The sequence below is a fragment of the Prevotella sp. CAG:255 genome, from assembly GCF_000431195.1.
In the GTDB taxonomy this organism is placed as follows: Bacteria; Bacteroidota; Bacteroidia; order Bacteroidales; family Bacteroidaceae; genus Prevotella; species Prevotella rara.
This window is the reverse complement of record NZ_HF986802.1, coordinates 14,481-33,583: the sequence shown is the minus strand read 5'-3', so window position 1 is coordinate 33,583 and position 19,103 is coordinate 14,481. Positions and strand designations below refer to the sequence as shown.

Sequence of the window (19,103 nt, the reverse complement as noted above, 5' to 3'; positions counted from 1 at the left end):
GTTGCCGATAATTTTAAATTAACGACAAACATTTAAAACCGAATGATTATGAAACCTTTAAATCTTTTCCTGGGCATAGCCTTTGCCTGTGCGGCCTTTGGCTGCAGTGCCAATTCATCCAAAAGCGATGCTGCCGCCGCAGCAGCCGACACTGTCGCAAACCGCTCTGAGGCCGTGATATCAACGATAATGGAGCGCCGCAGCATACGCAAGTATAAGCCGCAGCCGGTTAACCGCGACACGATGCAGATGATACTGAAGTGTGGCATCAACGCGCCCAACGGCATGAACAAGCAGTCGTGGGAGGTGCGCGTGGTTGACAATCCTGAGTTTATCGACGGCATTACGGCTATCTACAAGAAGTATAATCCGGAGGTAGCGGCAGATGCGTCGTTCAAGAATATGTTCCGCAATGCGCCCACCGTGGTGTTCATAGCCAACGACCCGTCGTATGACTGCTCGCAGATAGACTGCGGACTGCTTGGCGGCAACATGATTCTGGCAGCCCAGTCGATGGGCATAGGCTCGTGCTGTCTTGGCGGTCCGGCCCGCTTTATGCGCACGCCCGAGGCTGCCGAATATCTTAAGAAACTCGAGTTCAGCAAGGGCTACGAGCTGCTCTACTGCATAGCCTTCGGCTATCCCGACGAGGCTCCCGAGGCTAAGCCGAGAAATGAGGCTAAGGTGAGGTTTATTGAATGATGTCTTTAGGAGATATTTATTTAGGAGTTAAGGAGTTAGGGGGAGTTAAGGAGTTAAGACAAATGCCTTGATTGTATTTTCAAGGCTTGTATGAGTCTCATTAGCTTTATCTGTCTCATTTCTCCCATAATTCCAATCCCATGAAACAGGGGCTAAGGCGAAACGCCTTAGCCCCTTATTTTATGGGAGTAATGAGACTAATAAGAATGATAGCCCGCATCCCCACAAGACCATATGTCTTGACTCCCTCTAACTTCTAAAATAATTACTTAACATACTCAGCAAAGTCTGTCAGATGCATGTCGCCCTTGCGCATCAGAGTGTCGTGCATGGCGAAGGCAGCTGTCAGGCAGTGGCGTGTCTGTCCCATCTTGGCAATCTTCAGATAGTCGCGCAGCAGCGGACGGTAGTCAGGATGAGCACAGTTCTCTATGATGAGGTGTGCACGCTCTATTGGGCTCTTGCCTCTCAGGTCGGCCACACCCTGCTCTGTAACTATGATGTTTACATCGTGCTCAGAGTGATCCTGATGGCTTACCATCGGTACGATAGAGCTGATAAGACCGCCCTTGGCAGTTGACGGACAGGTGAAGATGCTTATGTATGCGTTGCGCTCAAAGTCGCCGCTTCCGCCAATACCGTTCATCATCTTCGTTCCGCTGATGTGTGTAGAGTTGGCGTTGCCGTAGATGTCAACCTCGATGGCAGTGTTGATGGCAATGACGCCCAGTCGTCTGATAACCTCAGGCGAGTTAGAAATCTCGCTCGGACGCAGCGTCAGGTGCTGCTTGAAGTAGTCCATGTTGTCGTAAATCTGCTTCAGACATTCGTTAGACACTGTCAGCGAGCATGTAGACGCGTCCTTGATGCGTCCCTCGAGCATCATGCCCACCACGCTGTCCTGCAGCACCTCGGTGTAGATGTTGAAGTTAGGCACGCTCTCGTCGTGTCCCAGTGCGCCCAGTATGGCGTTGGCAGTGCTGCCCACGCCGCTCTGCAGCGGCAGGAACGACTGCGGTATGATGCCCCTCTTCATGTCGCTGATGAGGAACTGTGCCACGTTGTGTCCAATCTGGTCAGTTATCGGGTCGGCATCCTTGAAGGCTCTTGCCTCGTCGGCTATGTTACATTCTACAACGCCTACAATCTTCTTGGCGTCTATCTCTACATAGGGTGTGCCTATGCGGTCGTTCACGTGTGTGATAGGTATCGGCTGGCGGCACGGCGGGTCGAGCGGCTCGTATACGTCGTGCAGATATTTTGCCTCGGGGCTGTGGAATCTGTTAAGCTCCAGCACCACGTGCTTTGCCAGGCGTGCCACTGTGGGGCTGATGCCTCCGGCAGCCGTCAGGTAAGCCTTGCATGTGTCGGCGCCTTCCTCGATGTCGCACACCTCAATTATCGCCCAGTCAACCTCTCTCATAAAGCCGTAGCGCAGCTCCTGTGCCATGTGGCTCAGGTGGATGTCGTTGTAGGCTATCTCGCCTGCGTTTACGTGCTTGCGGAAGTCAGAGTTGGTGGTGTAGGGCGCGCGGTATTTTATAGCCTGCGCGTTAGACAGGTCGCCGTCGGTGCTCTGTCCTGTAGAGGCGCCGGTGAACAGTCCTACCTTAAACTCTCTGCCGGCCTCGTGCTCAGCCTGAGCTATCTTGGCCAGCTCCTTGGTTACGGCCTTGGCGGTGCCTGCGGGCGTAAATCCGCTCAGACCTATGTTCTCTCCGTTCTTAATCATTGCCGCAGCTTCGGCAGCAGTTATGCGTGTATAAGCCATGGTGAAAAAATTAAAAATTATGTCTTTATTCAGGTTAAACTTTTGGCAAAGTTACCTAAAATCAGCGGTAAAGCAAAATAAATGGCCTTATATTTTTCAGCTCGGCAAGTTAAATTATGTCATGCCCGATGTGCCGGGGCGCAAGTATGCGCGCCCGCGTGTACTTTATATTATGCATATATGTTTTGTTTGTCCCGTTTGTTCCGGCTGTTCAGTTCCGGCTGGTTTCATCTTGCATGCCTCTTCATTCATTTAATTAAGTATCACCACTTCGGGTGATGCCTCTTGCGTTGCTGCATCCGTGGGTGGCACACCCATGGTTATCGAGGTGCAGCCCTTCGGGCTCGTGGCGTGTGTTGTCTTGCTTTATAATTTGCTCTTTTACATGTCAAAGTGTCATTTCATTTTTGTACGGATTTTCTGACGAAATAGAAAATAATGAGCCATGCATGGCCGTGTTTTGGTAAACAATATTTACATTTATGTCCAAACGGGCAGCTTTTTCTGAATAACTCGGCCACTTTTGCATCAAAAACAGGCCGTTTCAGACCTTGAAACCACCCTGTTTTTTTATTGAAATAATGGCTTTTTTGTCCTAATTGGGACAAAAAACATTGCACACATTGCCTTCATCCGGCGTAACGCCTTATGCCGTAGCGCGTTGCGCTTGCACACGAAAACTGCCCGTTTTTGCGGCCGGATGATTTTAATTTCTGAATACTTCAGTATGAGAACGTCAGTCTGAATCACATTGTAAGTGTATGCTCTAATATTCTTTCATTATGTCATTCTGTCGCTGCATATGCTTACGCAAGCCGAAAATGTGCGTGATGATATATTTTCGTTGGCTATGCTTGATGTATGTAAGTATTTTTTTCTTGCCTGATGCCTGCATTTCCCTGTATTTAAGGCAAAAAAGTATATTTCTGACACCAAAACTTTTTATTGAGAAAAAGTGCCTGATTAATGATTTTTAACGCTAAGAGGGACCCTTTGTAATTACTTATTGTTATTTTTGCAATTGAAAAGTTTTAAGATAAATATTCCTTAAATAAGGTGTGCTTTTTACAAACATGCTGCTTGGAATAAGAACTTTAGCACAAAAATGTCGAACGAGCTTAACCTTAAATGGTGCCAGCATTCGAACTACTAATGTGAAAAACCTGTAATCGGTAAAAATAACATATACGAACCTATCAGCATGAATGGCCACGCAAGCATGGCTGTAAACTAAACTGCTAACTGAAATTGTCATAAGGCAACAACACAGTCTGAGAATGCTGTTTTACGATGTGAAATGATTGGTCAACGATGATATAAAAACCATCTGCTGAGATAATATAACTATGAATAAAAACAAGATTCCGAGAAATAGAAAAAACTAAAATATTTACAGGATTTATGATTAAACGCATATTAAGTACAGCACTATTTGTGTTGGCAACTTCAGCCACAATGCTGTCACAGAACGTGGCGTTGAAGACCAATGCATTATACTGGGCTACCACAACTCCTAACTTAGGGATTGAAGCCTCAGTAGGTAAGAAAAGCACGCTGCAGCTGTTCTATGGTCTTAATCCGTGGAAACAGTCGGGCGGCGACCAGTCGAGTCTGCGCCACTGGCTTGTTATGCCTGAATACCGCTATTGGTTCTGCGAGAGCTTCAATGGCTGGTTCATCGGTGCCCACCTCATGGGCGGACAGTTCAACGCAAGCAGCGTTGAGCTGCCTTTCGGGTTCTTCCCCGAGCTTGAGGACCACCGCTATGAAGGATGGTATGCAGGCGGAGGCGTAACGGCAGGATATCAGTGGGTGATGTCAAAGCACTGGAACTTTGAGGCATCCATAGGCCTGGGATACGACTACATAAAGTATGACAAATACAAGTGCGGAACCTGCGGCGAGAAGCTCAAGTCGTCGCACACCAACTATTTCGGCCCGACAAAGGCCGCGCTGAGTCTTATTTACATCTTCTGATACTATAAACCACCAAGGACATGAAAAGATTATCTATATATTGTGCATGCCTGCTGGCCGCGCCGCTCGCGCTGCAGGCACAGTGCGTGGAGCCTAAGCTGGCCGGACGGACGGTGACGGTAGAGAATATCAAGGTAGAGAACACTAACCAGACTATGGTGGTTGACCTCGACCTCAATATGGACTCGCTGAAGCTGCCTTCTAACATGAGGCTCGTCTTCACGCCCATCATCACTAACAACACCGAGGAGAGGCAGATGCCGCAGATAGTAGTGAACGGACGCAAGCAGGACATCTCTTACCGCCGCGGCGGACATAAGGACTTTCCGGCAAACGTGGTGGCTGTAAGACGTAAGAACAACACCGACCAGACGCTCCACTACAGCGCCGTGCTGCCCTATGAGCCCTGGATGAAGAACTCTAACGTCATCGTGGCTGAAGACCTTTGCGGATGCGGCGACGTGAAAGACCAGAACACCGTTGAGCTGAAGCGCCTGCGCACGCCGTTTATGCCGTATATGCGCCCGGCAGCCGAGGCACAGAAGGTGCGCCATGAGGAAGGACGCGCGTTTATCGACTTCCCCGTTGACAAAATCACTCTCTATCCCGAATACCGCAACAACCCGCGCGAGCTGGAGAAGATTGTGAACACAATCAACCTCGTGAAGAACGACAAGAACACAACCATAACAAACATCGAAATCCACGGATATGCTTCGCCCGAGTCGCCTTATGAGCACAACGCATATCTGGCACAGAACCGTGCCAAGACGCTCAAGGACTATGTGCGCAAGCTCGTGCATATAGAAGACCGCCTCTTCACCGTATCGTCTACGCCTGAAGACTGGGAAGGCCTGCGCGAGTATGTCGTTGAGGGCAATCTCGACAACAGCGACGCCATACTTAAGCTCATCGACGACAAGACGCTCGACCCCGATGCCAAAGAGTGGAAGATTAAGTCTACTTATCCTACAGACTACCGCTTTATGCTCGACTCATGGTATCCCGCTCTGCGCCATTCTGACTATGTGGTGAGCTACAGCGTGCGCCCGTTCTCGGTAGACGAGGCAAAACAGGTGCTGAAGACCAAGCCGCAGCAGCTTTCGCTCGAAGAGATGTATATGGTGGCACAGACCTACGAGCCGGGCTCGCGCGAGTTCAACGAGGTTATGGAGACCGCCGTGCGCATGTATCCCGACGACCCTACGGCCAACATCAATGCCGCATGCACACGCATGGAGAGCGGCGACCTTGAGGGTGCTAAACGCTATCTCAGCAAGGCAGGCAACTCGCCGCAGGCTCTGCACGCCAAGGGCGTGATGGCCATGCTCGAGGGCAACACCGGACAGGCGCGCCAGCTGCTCAATCAGGCTAAGCAGGCCGGAGCACAGGGAGTGGACAAAAACCTGCAGATACTCGACATGTAAAAACACGAGAATTGATAAAAATATTTTTTAAACCAACTCAATTTTTTAAATTATGAAAAAAGTAAAATTATTTTCCTTCGCATTGGCAGCGCTGATGCTGGGAGCTTGTTCAAGCGAAGATGGCATTGACAATGGCGGACAGCCACAGTGGAATGATAAGGGTAAGGGTTATATCAACCTTGCCATTCAGCTCCCTACGCAGCCTAGTACACGTGCCAACGATAATTTCGACGACGGCACACCGGCAGAGTATGAGGTGAAGGATGCTACTCTTATTCTGTTTGTTAATGACGTAGTGAACAGTGCCTACAACATGGATCTGAACTTCTCACCGGAAGGCACTACAACTGACAACATCACAACAACAGCTAAGATTACTCAGGAGATTAACAGCGTGTCTGGTGATATTAAGGCTTTGGTGGTTCTCAACAATAATGGACTCCTTTCTATTGCAGAAGGTGGTATATTGAATGTTAACGGAGCTGCTGCTACAGGTAAAAGTCTTTCAGAACTTAATGATGCTGTCAAAACAGCTATCGGTACAGACTACAGCTGGCACGATGATGGTCTGCTGATGTCAAATGCCATTATGGCTGACGCACAAGGTGGTACTGTAGATCCTACAAGTGCAAATGTTGTAGAACCTCTTGTTACTATCGACGGTAGCAAAATCTTTAAGACAAAGGCTGAGGCAGATGCTAATCCCGCAGCAACAATCTATGTTGAAAGAGCTGAGGCTAAGGTAACTGTAAAGAATGGTGCTAATGGTACTGTAACTGACGGATCTGGGCTTACTTATACAATTGACGGATGGGCTCTTGACAATACAAACCAGACCAACAAGCTGGTTCGTGATGTTACAGACTTTACTACATGGAAAGCTTTTAAGGCAACTCGTTCAACCGATTATCGTTTCATAGGCGGAACAGCCATTGCAAGCGGACTTTATAGAGTTTATTGGGGTGATGACTATAATTATAACACTACAGGTGTTGGTGGTCTCACTACTGTTGGCGGTGAGCATGCAACTCTGCCGGATGTTAATCCTGCTAATGGAGAATATGCAGCTTATTGTTTCGAGAATACAACAGACTTGGCTAACATGCTTGAGCAGAATCTTACACGTGTTATTGTTAAGGCTACATTCAATGGCGGAACAGAGTTCTATACTGTTGATGGCGACAGAAGCGATATATGGCAAGTAGCTGATGTAAAGAAAGAAGTTGCTGCACGTTTGCTGAATGATGTTACATTCAATGCTTGGGCTAAGGCCAATGTAGATCAGGGTAAAGCACTTTCATCAGATACAGACTTTGATGTTACATTCTCAACAGAAGCTGCCGGAAAACGTACCGTTGCTACAATTGTTCTTAATGAATCAGGTAAAGGCAAACTGAAGGCTGATGCTGCTGAATATCCTACAAATGCTGCAACTCTTGCTAATGACCATATTACATTAGAGTATTATGCAAACGGAGTTGCTTATTATCCTGTTTACATCAGACACTTTGATGAAACTCAGACACCTTGGGATGCAACTTATGAAACAGGCAATAGTATTTATGCTAATAAGTCTGATGAATATCTCGGCCGTTATGGTGTTCTCCGCAACAACTGGTACGAAATCAACGTTCAAAGCATTAAGAGCCTTGGTGATCCTAACGTAACAGAAGTTACTCCTGAACCTGTTGACAAGAAGGAATCTTACATCTCTGTTGATATCAACGTTCTCTCTTGGGCTAAGCGCAGCCAGAACGTAGATCTCTAATAAGATTGAACTTCATAAAAGTTAAAGTTAATTGACAACATCCGTGTGCGGCCGGTATGGGCCGGCCGCACATTTTCTTAAAAAGGCAGAAGCCGCAGAGGTGTGGCCTGCATGTAAGTCTGCCCGCAGAGACACCATGAGATACGGCGGGGTGCAGCTCCGGCACAGAGAGAGGAGCCGTTGCGGAACAATATTGCCGCAAACTAAAACTGACAACAACGAGGCACGACGCTCAAGGGCAAGTGCCCACAACATAAACAGCGACAGCCCAAGGCTAAACATCTGCTTAAGCAACACAGACAGATAGGCATCCGGGCTGGCCCGGCGGGGATAGACAGCAATGTCGCCGCGCAAAGACAATGCAACAATTAAATATGGATAAAGGAAATAAAAACAAAAAATATATATGCTTATGAAGTATCTTTCAATAAAGCGTCTGACTTGGCTGTGCATTGCGGCTTTGTCGACACCGGTGTTCACATCGTGCGACATGATGACCGAAGACAGAGACGACTGTCCCATGGGGCTGTATCTCAACTTCAAGTACGACTACAATCTTGAGCGCGCTGACATGTTCAACGACCATGTGGGAGCTGTAGATGTCTACGTGTTCGACGAAAACGGCAAGTATGTCACACGCCAGTCGGAGGCCAACGTGGGCAGCTCGCTGCCGCTGGCCGTGCCTACATACTCAATGAAGATGGACCTCGATCCGGGCAAGTATAAGTTCATAGTGCTTGCCGGACAAAACTCTTACTCTGAGCAGATGGAGTCGGGACGTGCACGCTTCGTCCGTTCTGACCTTACTGCCGGAGACGACATGACGGCACTCGACGTCAGACTCGAGACAACACAGCAGGGCAGCGACATGCTCCTTGTTGACAACCATGGACTGCCGCTCGACACTCTGTGGCACGGCATGGAGGTTGAACCTGTTGAGGTGTTCGCCGGAAAGCCTACTTACCACACCATCTCGCTCATGCGCGACACCAAGAAAATCAACGTGACAATGCGCGAGCTCGACGACCCCACACAGATGGACGTGGCAAACTATGACATGACCATCACCGACCGCAACTCGCACATCCTCTGGGACAACTCGCTCGACGAGACCAGCACCGTGGTTTATACGCCGCACGCAACATGGAATACCGACGACCGCACGCCGGCCTTCGACCATAACGGCGACCCGATAGACGGAGTGGGCAAGATAGCTCATGCCGACTTTATGACATCGCGCATATTGTATCATGCCGATGCAAAGGACGACGGCATACTGTCTATAGTGAACAAAAACACCAACATGGAAGTGGTGCGCGTCAATCTGCCCGACCTGCTCAGCCGTCTGCGCACGAGCGAGGAGATATACCGCTACTCGGAACAGGAATTCCTTGACCGCGGCTACGACTATCAGCTCGACTTCTACCTCAAGGGCGACCGCCTGGCTTACGTAAACATCAGCATCAGCGTGCTGGGATGGAGCAAGCGGGTGCAGTTTGAGGAACTGTGATTTAAACAGCCAACCAACCTAAAAATCACGAATGTCTATGAACAAGAATATATTACATACAGTTAAGGGCGTTGCGGGATGCCTGCTTATGGCATCTCTTGCGGCCGGCTGTGCGCAGGAAGACATCGACACCGCTCCGTCAGGCGGAGGCGGCATGTCGGCATCTTCTTATGTCTCGCTCAGCTTCGCATCGCAGCAAAGCACGCCTACGCGCTCTAATCCTACGGGAGGCGAACAGGGCAACGGAGATGAGACTGGACAAGATTATGAGAATGAAATAAAATCGGCCGTGGCCTTCTTCTATCAGGGCAGCGGCACTGACGGAGTGAACAGCAGCGGTACAACTCCAATCATGGCTGTAGCAACATTTAACGTTGGAAGCCCTACCGAGCCGGGCAACGGCATCGACCGCAAATATACAACAACGCCGCAGCAGGTAGACCTCGACGACGGAACATACAACGTGCTTGTGGTGGCAAATCCGGGCGCAGACTGGTGGACAGGCCAGTCGCTCACGCTCGCCGACGTGCGCAATCATATACAGACCACGGCATGGACAGCCTCAGGCTCTGACTATTCTGACTTCGTAATGACATCAGCAGCCGACGCCACGCTCACGCTTGAATCTAACTCAGAAGATGATCCTGCCACTGCTACGGTAAACGTAGAGCGCATGGCAGCAAGGCTCGACTATAAGGCCGAAGCGTCTTATCCTTGTACTGACCCGGCATATCCTAATGCAACCGTTGAGATAACCGGCGCAGCTCTGGTGAACAATCTTACTGCAGGCAGCTATATCATAAAGCGCGTTGCTGACGATGTTAACGGCACCAATCTGTCTTATCTCGGCAATGAAACTGCTGACGAGAACGGCGCAGCAACAAATTACGTGCTCGACCCGTGGACGGCAAGCAAGAATGGAAATCTTTACGGAACATGGTTTATGAACGGTTCTTCAGACCCCAACTGGTGGGCAGGTTATGTTCAGCCGGGCACTCCTGTCTCTGACGGAGCCGAAACATGGCAACGTATAGGCTATACCCTCGAAAACACTACGGCAGCCGATGCGGCAGGCAGCGACTACAGCACGGGCGTGGTGTTCAAGGCAAAGTTTAATCCGCAGGGCGTGGCAAATTATCAAGGCGGTGCAACATTCTTCGCCCTCGGCACTCACCTATTTGCATCAATGGAAGACATGATGACATACGTGTATGGTGCCGACTTCAGTCAGTTTGACGATAAAATCGATGCCTGCGACAATTGGGCATCAGTAAAGACTTTTGCGGCATCGCTGCTCGACAACGACCCGTCAGGCTATAAGGCTTTCCTGCTGGGGCAGGACGAAGCACAAGATCTTGCACAGGTTAAGGAAAGTCTTAAATGGAGCGCATATATGCTCAGCAATTGCGGATATTCGGCAAGTCTGAACGGAACTTATAAAGTTGTGCTCGACCAGAACGGCATTGTTACCCGTAACGCCTTGCAGTCTTACGGAGTGCGTACATACGAAGACGCCACATGCTATTACACATGGTGGGTGCGCCACAGCAATGACAACAATGATGAAACAAAGGGCATAATGGAGTATGCCATTGTGCGCAACAACATCTATAAACTCACGGTCAACAGCATCTATTCGCTCGGAAACTACGTGCCCGGCGAGGACGAGAACATCATTCTTGATGTTTACGTAAACGACTGGCTGCTGCTCGACCCGGAGACTCTGCCTATGTGATAAAATGACTTTAACGAAAAAACACTGACGTTATGAACAAAATGAAACAACATATATATAAGGCTATGTTATGGCTGCTGCCATGGCTGTGCGCCGTGCCTCTTGCCTCATGCTCGTTCGACGACGACATCGACCAGGGTGGCGACGGCACCGCTACGCTGCAGCTGAGCATTACGGCACGTGAGGAAGGCGACCTGAACACAAGGGCAGACGAAGTTGGCACCAATGGTGAGTATATGCACAACCTCTGCGTGCTAATTGTAGACGGCACCAATGTTGTTACCAAAAAACTGTTGCCCAACACCGATGATGAATTTGCCGGTAACACCGCAGCGCAGCAGGGCAATCTGAAGTCGTGGGTGTCAGACCCCTTCACGCTTCCCGAAGGCACTTACACCGTTTATGCCTTTGCCAACATTGATACTTATTATGATAATTTATGGGGCAGTCTTACAGGATTGCAGAGTGGTGCTTCACTCACAACTCTGAATGTGGATATAGATAATATCGTGCTTGAAGATCCAGCTGCAAAGCTTAACTTTGCTGAGGGAAAGTTTATCCCTATGAGTGCAAAGCAGACGGTTGTGGTTACGACTGCCACCAAGAGCATCTCTATCGGTCTCGACCGCCTGGTCAGCAAGATAAGAATGAGCATATCAGGCAAGGCCAATACAAAGGTTACAGCCCTGTCGTTTGGCGGATATGCCGACAAGATAACTCTCTTCTCAGATAAAACGTTGGAAGGAGCGACATACACAACGACAAAGAATATAACTGTTCCTGGTGACGGAACTCTGAAAGCTGACGGTACAGGTACAACAGGAACACTTGTTATTCCTGACTTTTATGTAAACTCTTCACCGGCAGACCATAAATTTAATGTCAGCGTTACTACTGACGAGATGAACGGAATTACATACGAGGCAACCACCGCAAGAGGCGAGCTTCCGCGCAACAGCATATTCCCGCTTACGCTGCAGCTCAACGACTATGGCCTCGACCTTGCCGCGCAATGCTGGGTAAGCCCGATAGGAAGCCTGCCCGTGGAAGTTCAGATTACAGGCTTTGATAATACATATCAAATAGTAGTGCCCGAAGGATGCCAGTTTGAGTTTACCGTAAATGGAGTGAAAAATAGTGGAGGAACAACCACTGTTACTAATCCTGAATGTAATTGGAATATTCCAGAAGGTGTTGACGGCATAATCTTTGAAAGCCAAACTACTAATGTGAAGACTATTAAGGGCCATGTTACGGCATCTGCCGGCAAGACTTTTGATCTTAGCCTTTTGGTTACGTGGCAGGATAATGGCGCAACATATAACCGCACATACACAGTAAAGGTACTTACCGACGACATTACCAACTTCCCGTTTAAGAGCAAAACGCGTACACCGGAGTTCGGTCTCGACTATCTGCGTCATGAAATGCTTAATATGTTCAAAAAATAAAAAGGAGGACATAAGATATGAAACATATACATAATTTATATAAACTTCTCATTCTTTTCTGCGCAACATTCCTTGCACAGAATGCAGTGGCGCAGGTGGAAGGAAATAAGTATCTGATGATAGACGAAAATTCTAAAGTCAGTACATATGGTGCTGATATTACAGCCAAGACATTAAAAGAGTCTAATGCAAGTGGGTATTATAATGGAATATCTTATGCATTTGATGGCAATACTGGTACTTGGTGGGCTTCAAGTAGAGCCGGGACGATAAATGTTGATATAGATTTTTATGCATATAGAACAATACGTGCGTTTCATTTTCTTAGTGGAGGAAATACTCAGGAAAGAGAAGATGAGTTACACGTTTATTCGTCAAAAAATGGTTATACATGGGATTTCGTTGAAAGTTTTGCTGGTGATAGAACAGTACAGCAGCATGATTATTGCTTGAAAAATGCGATTAACACGCGCTATTTGCGTTTGCAGATAGTTCCTGGACGTTCAGATTATGCACTTGCTATGAACGAAATAACATTGTATTCAGATGTTGTAGATTATTCAAACGTGACCATTCATCATAAAGCTGCCAAATGGTTTGACTTGCGTTCAAACATATCTGAAGCCGCAAAGAATATGGATACGTTTAATGATGAAACTGCATGGTATTCCGGCCCGAAGGGCGATATACAGGCCAGCCATGTATATATGGATACAATCTATGTTCATAAAGGAACATCTGTAACATTGGCTGTGCCTGACAGATTGTCAAACTCTAGTGTTGTATCTTATCAGCGTTGGTACAGCTATCGTACTGATGGAACTTTCCGCACACAAAATACAGGTAGTGACGAGGTATGGGATCTTTTGACACCTGCAGGTACTACGCCATGCCGTTTTGCTAATGGTTATGTGGGCAAGCCGCTTACTACATCTGATGTTATGGATATGAAATTTTATGTCCCGACAGATGAAGAGTTTAAAGCATGGTTTGGCGAAACGGCAGCTCAGACCTTTGACAATAATTATTATCTTGTGGGGTGTGATGTGTCAGGATATACAGACTTTACTAAGAGTTATAGCGACGCTTCCGGCTCATCTTCATTTTATCCGTCAAATCAGTCAGACGGACTGACGTATGAACCAACGCTTACTCACCGTATAATTTACTATATTATTGCCGTGGATGGCCGCGATACGGGAGAGGGTGCCACAGTTACATGGCAAAATGGTATGGGACGCCTGAAAAATACGGCTTATCAAGGAGGTACTACAACAGGAAAATATTTGGAGGAATATGACATCTCATTCCCGTTTACACGTATTTCAAATAATACGAAAGAACTTGTGGCATTGTCAAAGGACGCCCGGTCGTATGCAATTCCTGATGCGGCGATAGATGACGATAATGATGTATTAGATGTAAAACTGGTTGATAACGGGTCTGGAATAACGTTAGCGACAACATCTTTGAACGGAACGTCACGTATAATTCAGTTTAATTATCCAAATCCTAATTATTCGGATGGTACAGAGTATGTTAATGCAAATAACAGTACTGCAACTATTTATGTTACAAAAACAGTTTCCGGTACAACATATAATATTGCGAAATATAATTTGACTTTTGTGCGTGATACCAGATTGCTGACACAGACACAATTAGAGCAAATTGAAAACGGCACTATTCAGGACAATAACTTGAAGTATTATCAGTTCCGTACTGATAAATATTTGAGTGAGAATTATCAGTTGCTTACCAAGCTAGATTTCGATTACGATCCAAGCGTATCTGAACTTTATGGTCAGCCCGATTTCTATCAATTCCCATTGGATTGGACTTCAAGCAGCTATTCGTTCTACGATGGTGCTGACGGTACTGATTTCAAAGGGCAAAGCGGATATTTCCCTGAGTGGGGATATTATTCAATCATGAATGGATTTATAGAAGATAAATATTGGACTAGTGGTACGCTCAATCATGCAGGAAAACTTCTTCCAAACAGTACTTATCATATATTTATTGATGCTTCTGACCGTGCCGGAGTTATTGCCCGATTGCCATTTGAACAGAAATTGTGTTCCGGTTCGGAAATGTTCGTAACGGCATGGGTTAAGAGTGCAGGATATAGTTCTACAACTCCTGATGCCGGCATGCTCTTCTCTGTGATGGGTGTAAAAAAGGATGAAGCTACAGGTCAGGATGTGTATGTGCCGATATATCGTCATGCCTCAAGTCAGATACGCCGTACAGACTATCTGACAGGAGGTATGCCCGGAACGGGAACAGGAACAAACGAATGGTTACAGATGTATTTCTCTTTCATTGTAGAGAATGATGCACTTTATGACTCTTATGTTCTTCAGGTTGATAACAACAGTGAATCAACACAAGGTGGTGATATGTATATTGACGATATCCGTGTATATTTGGCAACACCAAGCGCTGAGGTTAAACAATTGGAAGCTACATGTACGAGTGAACGAACTATGATGAGTATTAAGCTTGATTGGGATCGTCTGCTTTCACGTTTAGGTGAAAAAGAAGGAACTGATCAAACTGATGCTATAGATTTTTGTTTTATCGACAAGGCAAAGTATGAGGATTATTTAACACAACATAGTGGAGATTATGAAGGCGCAATAGAATATTCTGTTGTTGAGGTAGGTAATAATAATCCGGATTTGGGCGGAGAGTATTATAACCAAAAATATAATACACTTTATTTCAAATTAGATTTTGACTCGAATACAGATTATGATTTATTGCCACATCCACGTTTGGCAAGAGATAATGGTGATGGAACGGGTAAGTATTATTTTTACCGTACAACTGATGAAGCCGGTACAAAATCATTGGCTGTAGATTTCTACTCGGCATTGACTCCGAACCGTTCTTACCTGATGCTAATTCAGGTAAATGACGGTAACCAGGCTACAGCTGCGGATTTTGCTGAAGATATAAATGATCCGTGTGGTATAAATACACCTTTCCATGTTACAGCGCAGACATTGCTTCGCGTTAATGGTGAGGTTGTTGACCCGACAACAGATTTCTGTGCCGGACAGATATTCAATTTCTCAGCCCAGATGCGTGTGCCTGTATCAGAAGACGATGGAACAGAATCTTATATTATAATAGATAAAGGTGTTTATTTCGACTGGTTCTTTGGTACGGAAGATGAATTCTTGGCTGAAAATCCAGATTATGGTAATGTGACATTATTAAGCGCACTTACTACATTCCGCGACATTTATCCAGACAAAGAAGATCTTACGGATGTGACGGCAGGTGACCATGAGACAATTGACGGACAAACGGTTAATCTGTCGCAGAATATGATAAATATAATCAATTATTATATTACAACTAAGACCGTTGAAGAAGGTATACATGCAAGGCTTATCCTGCATAAGGAAAACCTTGATATAACTCTTTTGAAGTCTGGATTACAGTTGGTTATTCAGCCTATACCTACACTTAAATCGCCTGATGGAAGTATCAGTGATGATATGTGGTCAAAAGTTTGTTGGTCGTATATACCATTGGAACTTAATGCTTCAGGTGACGCACCGCAGTTGCATGCAGGTTTTAATTCTGTAAAGTATCCTGCAGATGATTTTAATCCGGGACTACGTATAGGCTTGAGTCAAATTGAGTCTACTTCTGTCAGTCAGCCGATAAAAGTTAATTTGCGTGGTGCTCAATTAGTGTCAGCGGGTGCAAGTTATATTGGCATGATTACTTCTATATCTCCAGATGCTTATAGCAAAATATATCTTGTCGACACAGATGATCCTGGATATAAGAATGATACTTATTTTCCAGCAGATTTTAGTGAATATTCGTTGCCGATAGGTACATTAAAGTCATTGTATGCAGAAGAATATGATGATCAGTCTTCTTTTGAGGACTACATGGAAATATATTTTGATACGCAGACTACGCAGGCAAATGGTTTCCGTTTCCAACCTAAAGAAGGATATACTTATACCTTTGCTGTACATTTTGAAGAGCATGGTAATAATACCACAAATGCTTGTTTTGGAAGATTTACGGTTGGTATGAAGGTTGTGCCAGAAAATCTTGTATGGAATGGAACCGGTGCTACAAGCAACTGGAACAATGATGCCAACTGGAAGCGTGCCGATGCTAAGGACTTGAAGAATACAGACGGCACATATACTGATAATGCTGAAAATACAACAGACAAAGGCTTTGTGCCGATGCTGTTCTCTAATGTTATCATGCCAGCAGGGAGCAGGGCTGAGCTTTATATGGCAGGATATGGTGATGGCGGTAATGGATGGGTAAATACGAGCCGTCCAAGTTATATGGAACTGCCTACAGAGAATATCCAGTATGACCTGATGGCTTATGAAAAAGGCGGCGCACTCACCACTCAGCGTTATCGTGTGAATATTTGTAATGACATTCACTTTGAGCCGGGCGCACAGATGCTGCATGCCGAGCAGCTGCTCTATAACAAGGCATGGACAGACGTGGAGATTACTCCGGGACAATGGACTGCCGTAAGCACACCGCTGCAGGGCGTTGTAGCCGGCGACTGGTATGCTCCTACTGCAACAGGAAGACAAGAGACGGAGTACTTTAAGGATATAACGTTCAATGATAACGATTATAACCGTCTGAAACCTGCCGTTTACCAGCGCAGCTGGAGTACAGGAGCAAATATCGTTGAAAATGGCAGTGACAAAACTCTTGTTTCGTTTGATACAGAATGGAGTTCTGCATACAACGACGCAAGCGTGCCTTATGTTGCAGGTGGCGGATTCTCAGTTAAAGGAATCTTGAATCAGGGACAACAGCCATATTCTACAGAAAAATTGCTGTTCCGCTTCCCGAAGGCTGATACAAAATATATAGTAAGTACTGCTGATGATAAAACAGTTGACCGTACTACAGCAGGCAAGTTGCTTGTAACAGGCTTGTTGGATAGAAGCGATCCTTTAAAATACAATCCAAAAGCTGATGTTTCGGCAACTCTTACTCCGTCTGTCGACGGCAAGTATCTGATGGTAGGTAACCCGTTTATGGCTCCGCTCGATGTCCAGGCTTTTGTTGCTGCCAACAGCGACGTGCTGGCACAGAAATATTGGATTAACTCTGATTTGACAACAGCGGCTGTAACTTATGATGAAAGTAGTGAAAAATGGTCAGAGGGCACATCTCTTATTGCACCATATGCGGTGTTCTATGTTCAAATAGCTGAAACAGCAACACCTGATGAAAAGGGCAATTTTATAGTTAAATTCACTTCTGCCATGCAGAAGTTTGAAACAACTTCAACAGGTGAAGGCTCACAGACCGTTTCTCTCAAAATAAAGGCAGAAGACGCTGAAGGCTCAAGCAGCGCGGCTGTGCGCTATGCCGTTTCGGCAAGCAACGGCTTCGGCATGGAGGATGCACAGATGATTAGCGGACTGACAGGCAATGCCGACAACGCTCCTAAGGTTTACACCGCGGCCGGCAACACGGCAGTGAGCGTCAACCAGCTGAAGGATGCACAGCGCATACCGTTAGGCGTTACGGCAGCCGACGGCTCAGTGGTAACCCTTACATTCAGCGGCGTTGCAGCTGTTAAGGATGCCGCTATCTATGACGCCGAGCTGCAGAGCGAGACACCGCTCTACGAAGGCTATCAGCTCACGGTGAACGGTCCGTCATACGGCCGCTACTTCCTGATAGGTCACGGCTCGGGCACAACGGGCATAACCGAAACGGGCGCAGAGGGCAACGTCAGCGTAAGCTCTATCGTTCCGCGCCAGGTTGTCGTTACGTCAGATACGGCTCTGCGTTCAGTGAGCGTATGGTCGGCAGGCGGTGCACTTCTGAAGAAAGTATCGCCCAGCGGCAACTTCACCTGCACTCTCAATGGTGTCGACAGCGGCATGGTTGTCGTGCGCACAGAGACAGAGAGCGGCTCGCAGGTGACGAAAATAAGAGTTAGGTAAGTTTTTTATATTTTGACCGACAGGTCAAGTTGCAGGAGAGAATGGGAGTGTCCGTGAGGATGCTCCCATTATTTTTTTATGCCAGTTGTGAGGACATACCGGAAAGAACGGGGATAGGACAGATGACTGCCGGTGAGTAGATGACGGTGCCAAGCTTGCCGTTTGTTGACTATTTGTAAGATATATGTACTGCTTTTTAGTCTGTTTTACGCTAATACGTGCGTTTGATGTGTTAAAAACCTGATAATGTTTGGCACAATGAAAAGTTAGCACTATCTTTGACACTGAAAGGAAGGAGGCAGAACATAATGCCGAAACACCTTAATAATATAGTAAAAACACATAATTGAAATATAAACCTTAAAACTATGAATTCAGAAAAGAATATCCGTATGGAGCACGACCTCCTCGGCGCACGTGAGATTCCGGCAGACGCATTGTATGGCATACAGACATTGCGCGGCGTTGAGAATTTCTCAATCAGTAAGTTCAAACTCAGCCAGTATCCTCTGTTCATCAACGGTCTGGCATACACAAAGTGGGCTGCTGCTGAGGCAAACCATCAGCTCGGGCTGCTTACCGATGCCCAGTATGAGGGTATCAAGGCTGCTTGTCAGGACATATTGGCCGGCAAATATCACGACCAGTTCCCCGTGGACATGATTCAGGGCGGAGCAGGCACCAGCACCAATATGAACGCCAACGAGGTTATCGCCAACATTGCGCTGAAGCACATGGGCTTCAAGCCGGGCGACTATGAGCACTGCTCTTCTCACGACCACGTGAA

At 46.8% G+C, this 19,103-nt stretch carries 9 protein-coding genes and 1 pseudogene (1 of these 10 only partly in view); 9 read left to right on the top strand and 1 reads right to left on the bottom strand.

Going from position 1 to position 19,103, the window contains the following annotated elements; genetic code table 11:
* Positions 1 to 48 precede the first annotated feature (48 nt).
* On the top strand, positions 49 to 702 hold the full coding sequence (locus QVO66_RS05720) for a nitroreductase family protein (RefSeq protein ID WP_021854464.1): 654 nt from the start codon (positions 49 to 51) through the stop codon (positions 700 to 702).
* 265 nt (positions 703 to 967) lie between these two features.
* Here QVO66_RS05720 and QVO66_RS05715 read toward each other — a convergent pair whose 3' ends face one another.
* Positions 968 to 2,473, bottom strand: a complete 1,506-nt coding sequence (locus QVO66_RS05715) for a succinate CoA transferase (protein WP_021854463.1) — start codon at positions 2,471 to 2,473, stop codon at positions 968 to 970.
* A gap of 1,401 nt (positions 2,474 to 3,874) precedes the next feature.
* Here QVO66_RS05715 and QVO66_RS05710 point away from each other — a divergent pair.
* From QVO66_RS05710 to QVO66_RS05675, 8 genes and pseudogenes are all read left to right on the top strand, one after another.
* Positions 3,875 to 4,450 (top strand): DUF3575 domain-containing protein, encoded by a 576-nt coding sequence (locus tag QVO66_RS05710; protein ID WP_021854462.1) that lies wholly within the window; start codon positions 3,875 to 3,877, stop codon positions 4,448 to 4,450.
* Between the two features lie 20 nt (positions 4,451 to 4,470).
* Positions 4,471 to 5,877 carry a DUF3868 domain-containing protein gene (locus QVO66_RS05705; protein ID WP_021854461.1) on the top strand — a complete coding sequence of 469 codons (1,407 nt, stop codon included), beginning with the start codon at positions 4,471 to 4,473 and terminating at the stop codon, positions 5,875 to 5,877.
* Positions 5,878 to 5,929: 52 nt separating this feature from the next.
* Positions 5,930 to 7,645, top strand: coding sequence for an Mfa1 family fimbria major subunit (locus QVO66_RS05700; protein ID WP_021854460.1), 1,716 nt, complete (start codon positions 5,930 to 5,932; stop codon positions 7,643 to 7,645).
* Between the two features lie 412 nt (positions 7,646 to 8,057).
* Positions 8,058 to 9,155, top strand: a complete 1,098-nt coding sequence (locus QVO66_RS05695) for a FimB/Mfa2 family fimbrial subunit (RefSeq protein WP_053397660.1) — start codon at positions 8,058 to 8,060, stop codon at positions 9,153 to 9,155.
* Between the two features lie 37 nt (positions 9,156 to 9,192).
* Positions 9,193 to 10,890 (top strand): Mfa1 family fimbria major subunit, encoded by a 1,698-nt coding sequence (locus tag QVO66_RS05690; protein WP_021854457.1) that lies wholly within the window; start codon positions 9,193 to 9,195, stop codon positions 10,888 to 10,890.
* Between the two features lie 32 nt (positions 10,891 to 10,922).
* Entirely contained in the window at positions 10,923 to 12,341 is a 1,419-nt protein-coding gene (locus QVO66_RS05685; RefSeq protein WP_021854456.1) for a hypothetical protein, read from the top strand.
* 17 nt (positions 12,342 to 12,358) lie between these two features.
* On the top strand, positions 12,359 to 18,316 hold the full coding sequence (locus tag QVO66_RS05680; protein ID WP_021854455.1) for a discoidin domain-containing protein: 5,958 nt from the start codon (positions 12,359 to 12,361) through the stop codon (positions 18,314 to 18,316).
* A gap of 368 nt (positions 18,317 to 18,684) precedes the next feature.
* Positions 18,685 to 19,103: pseudogene (locus tag QVO66_RS05675) on the top strand (aspartate ammonia-lyase); it runs 1,043 nt beyond the window's last position.

Excerpts from the sequence above, each read along its gene's own strand:
- QVO66_RS05710 (WP_021854462.1), top strand. The coding sequence starts at position 3,875 with ATGATTAAACGCATATTAAGTACAGCACTATTTGTGTTGGCAACTTCA.
- QVO66_RS05680 (WP_021854455.1), top strand. The coding sequence starts at position 12,359 with ATGAAACATATACATAATTTATATAAACTTCTCATTCTTTTCTGCGCA.
- QVO66_RS05705 (WP_021854461.1), top strand. The coding sequence starts at position 4,471 with ATGAAAAGATTATCTATATATTGTGCATGCCTGCTGGCCGCGCCGCTC.
- QVO66_RS05695 (WP_053397660.1), top strand. The coding sequence starts at position 8,058 with ATGAAGTATCTTTCAATAAAGCGTCTGACTTGGCTGTGCATTGCGGCT.
- QVO66_RS05720 (WP_021854464.1), top strand. The coding sequence starts at position 49 with ATGAAACCTTTAAATCTTTTCCTGGGCATAGCCTTTGCCTGTGCGGCC.
- QVO66_RS05690 (WP_021854457.1), top strand. The coding sequence starts at position 9,193 with ATGAACAAGAATATATTACATACAGTTAAGGGCGTTGCGGGATGCCTG.
- QVO66_RS05700 (WP_021854460.1), top strand. The coding sequence starts at position 5,930 with ATGAAAAAAGTAAAATTATTTTCCTTCGCATTGGCAGCGCTGATGCTG.
- QVO66_RS05685 (WP_021854456.1), top strand. The coding sequence starts at position 10,923 with ATGAACAAAATGAAACAACATATATATAAGGCTATGTTATGGCTGCTG.
- QVO66_RS05715 (WP_021854463.1), bottom strand. The coding sequence starts at position 2,473 with ATGGCTTATACACGCATAACTGCTGCCGAAGCTGCGGCAATGATTAAG.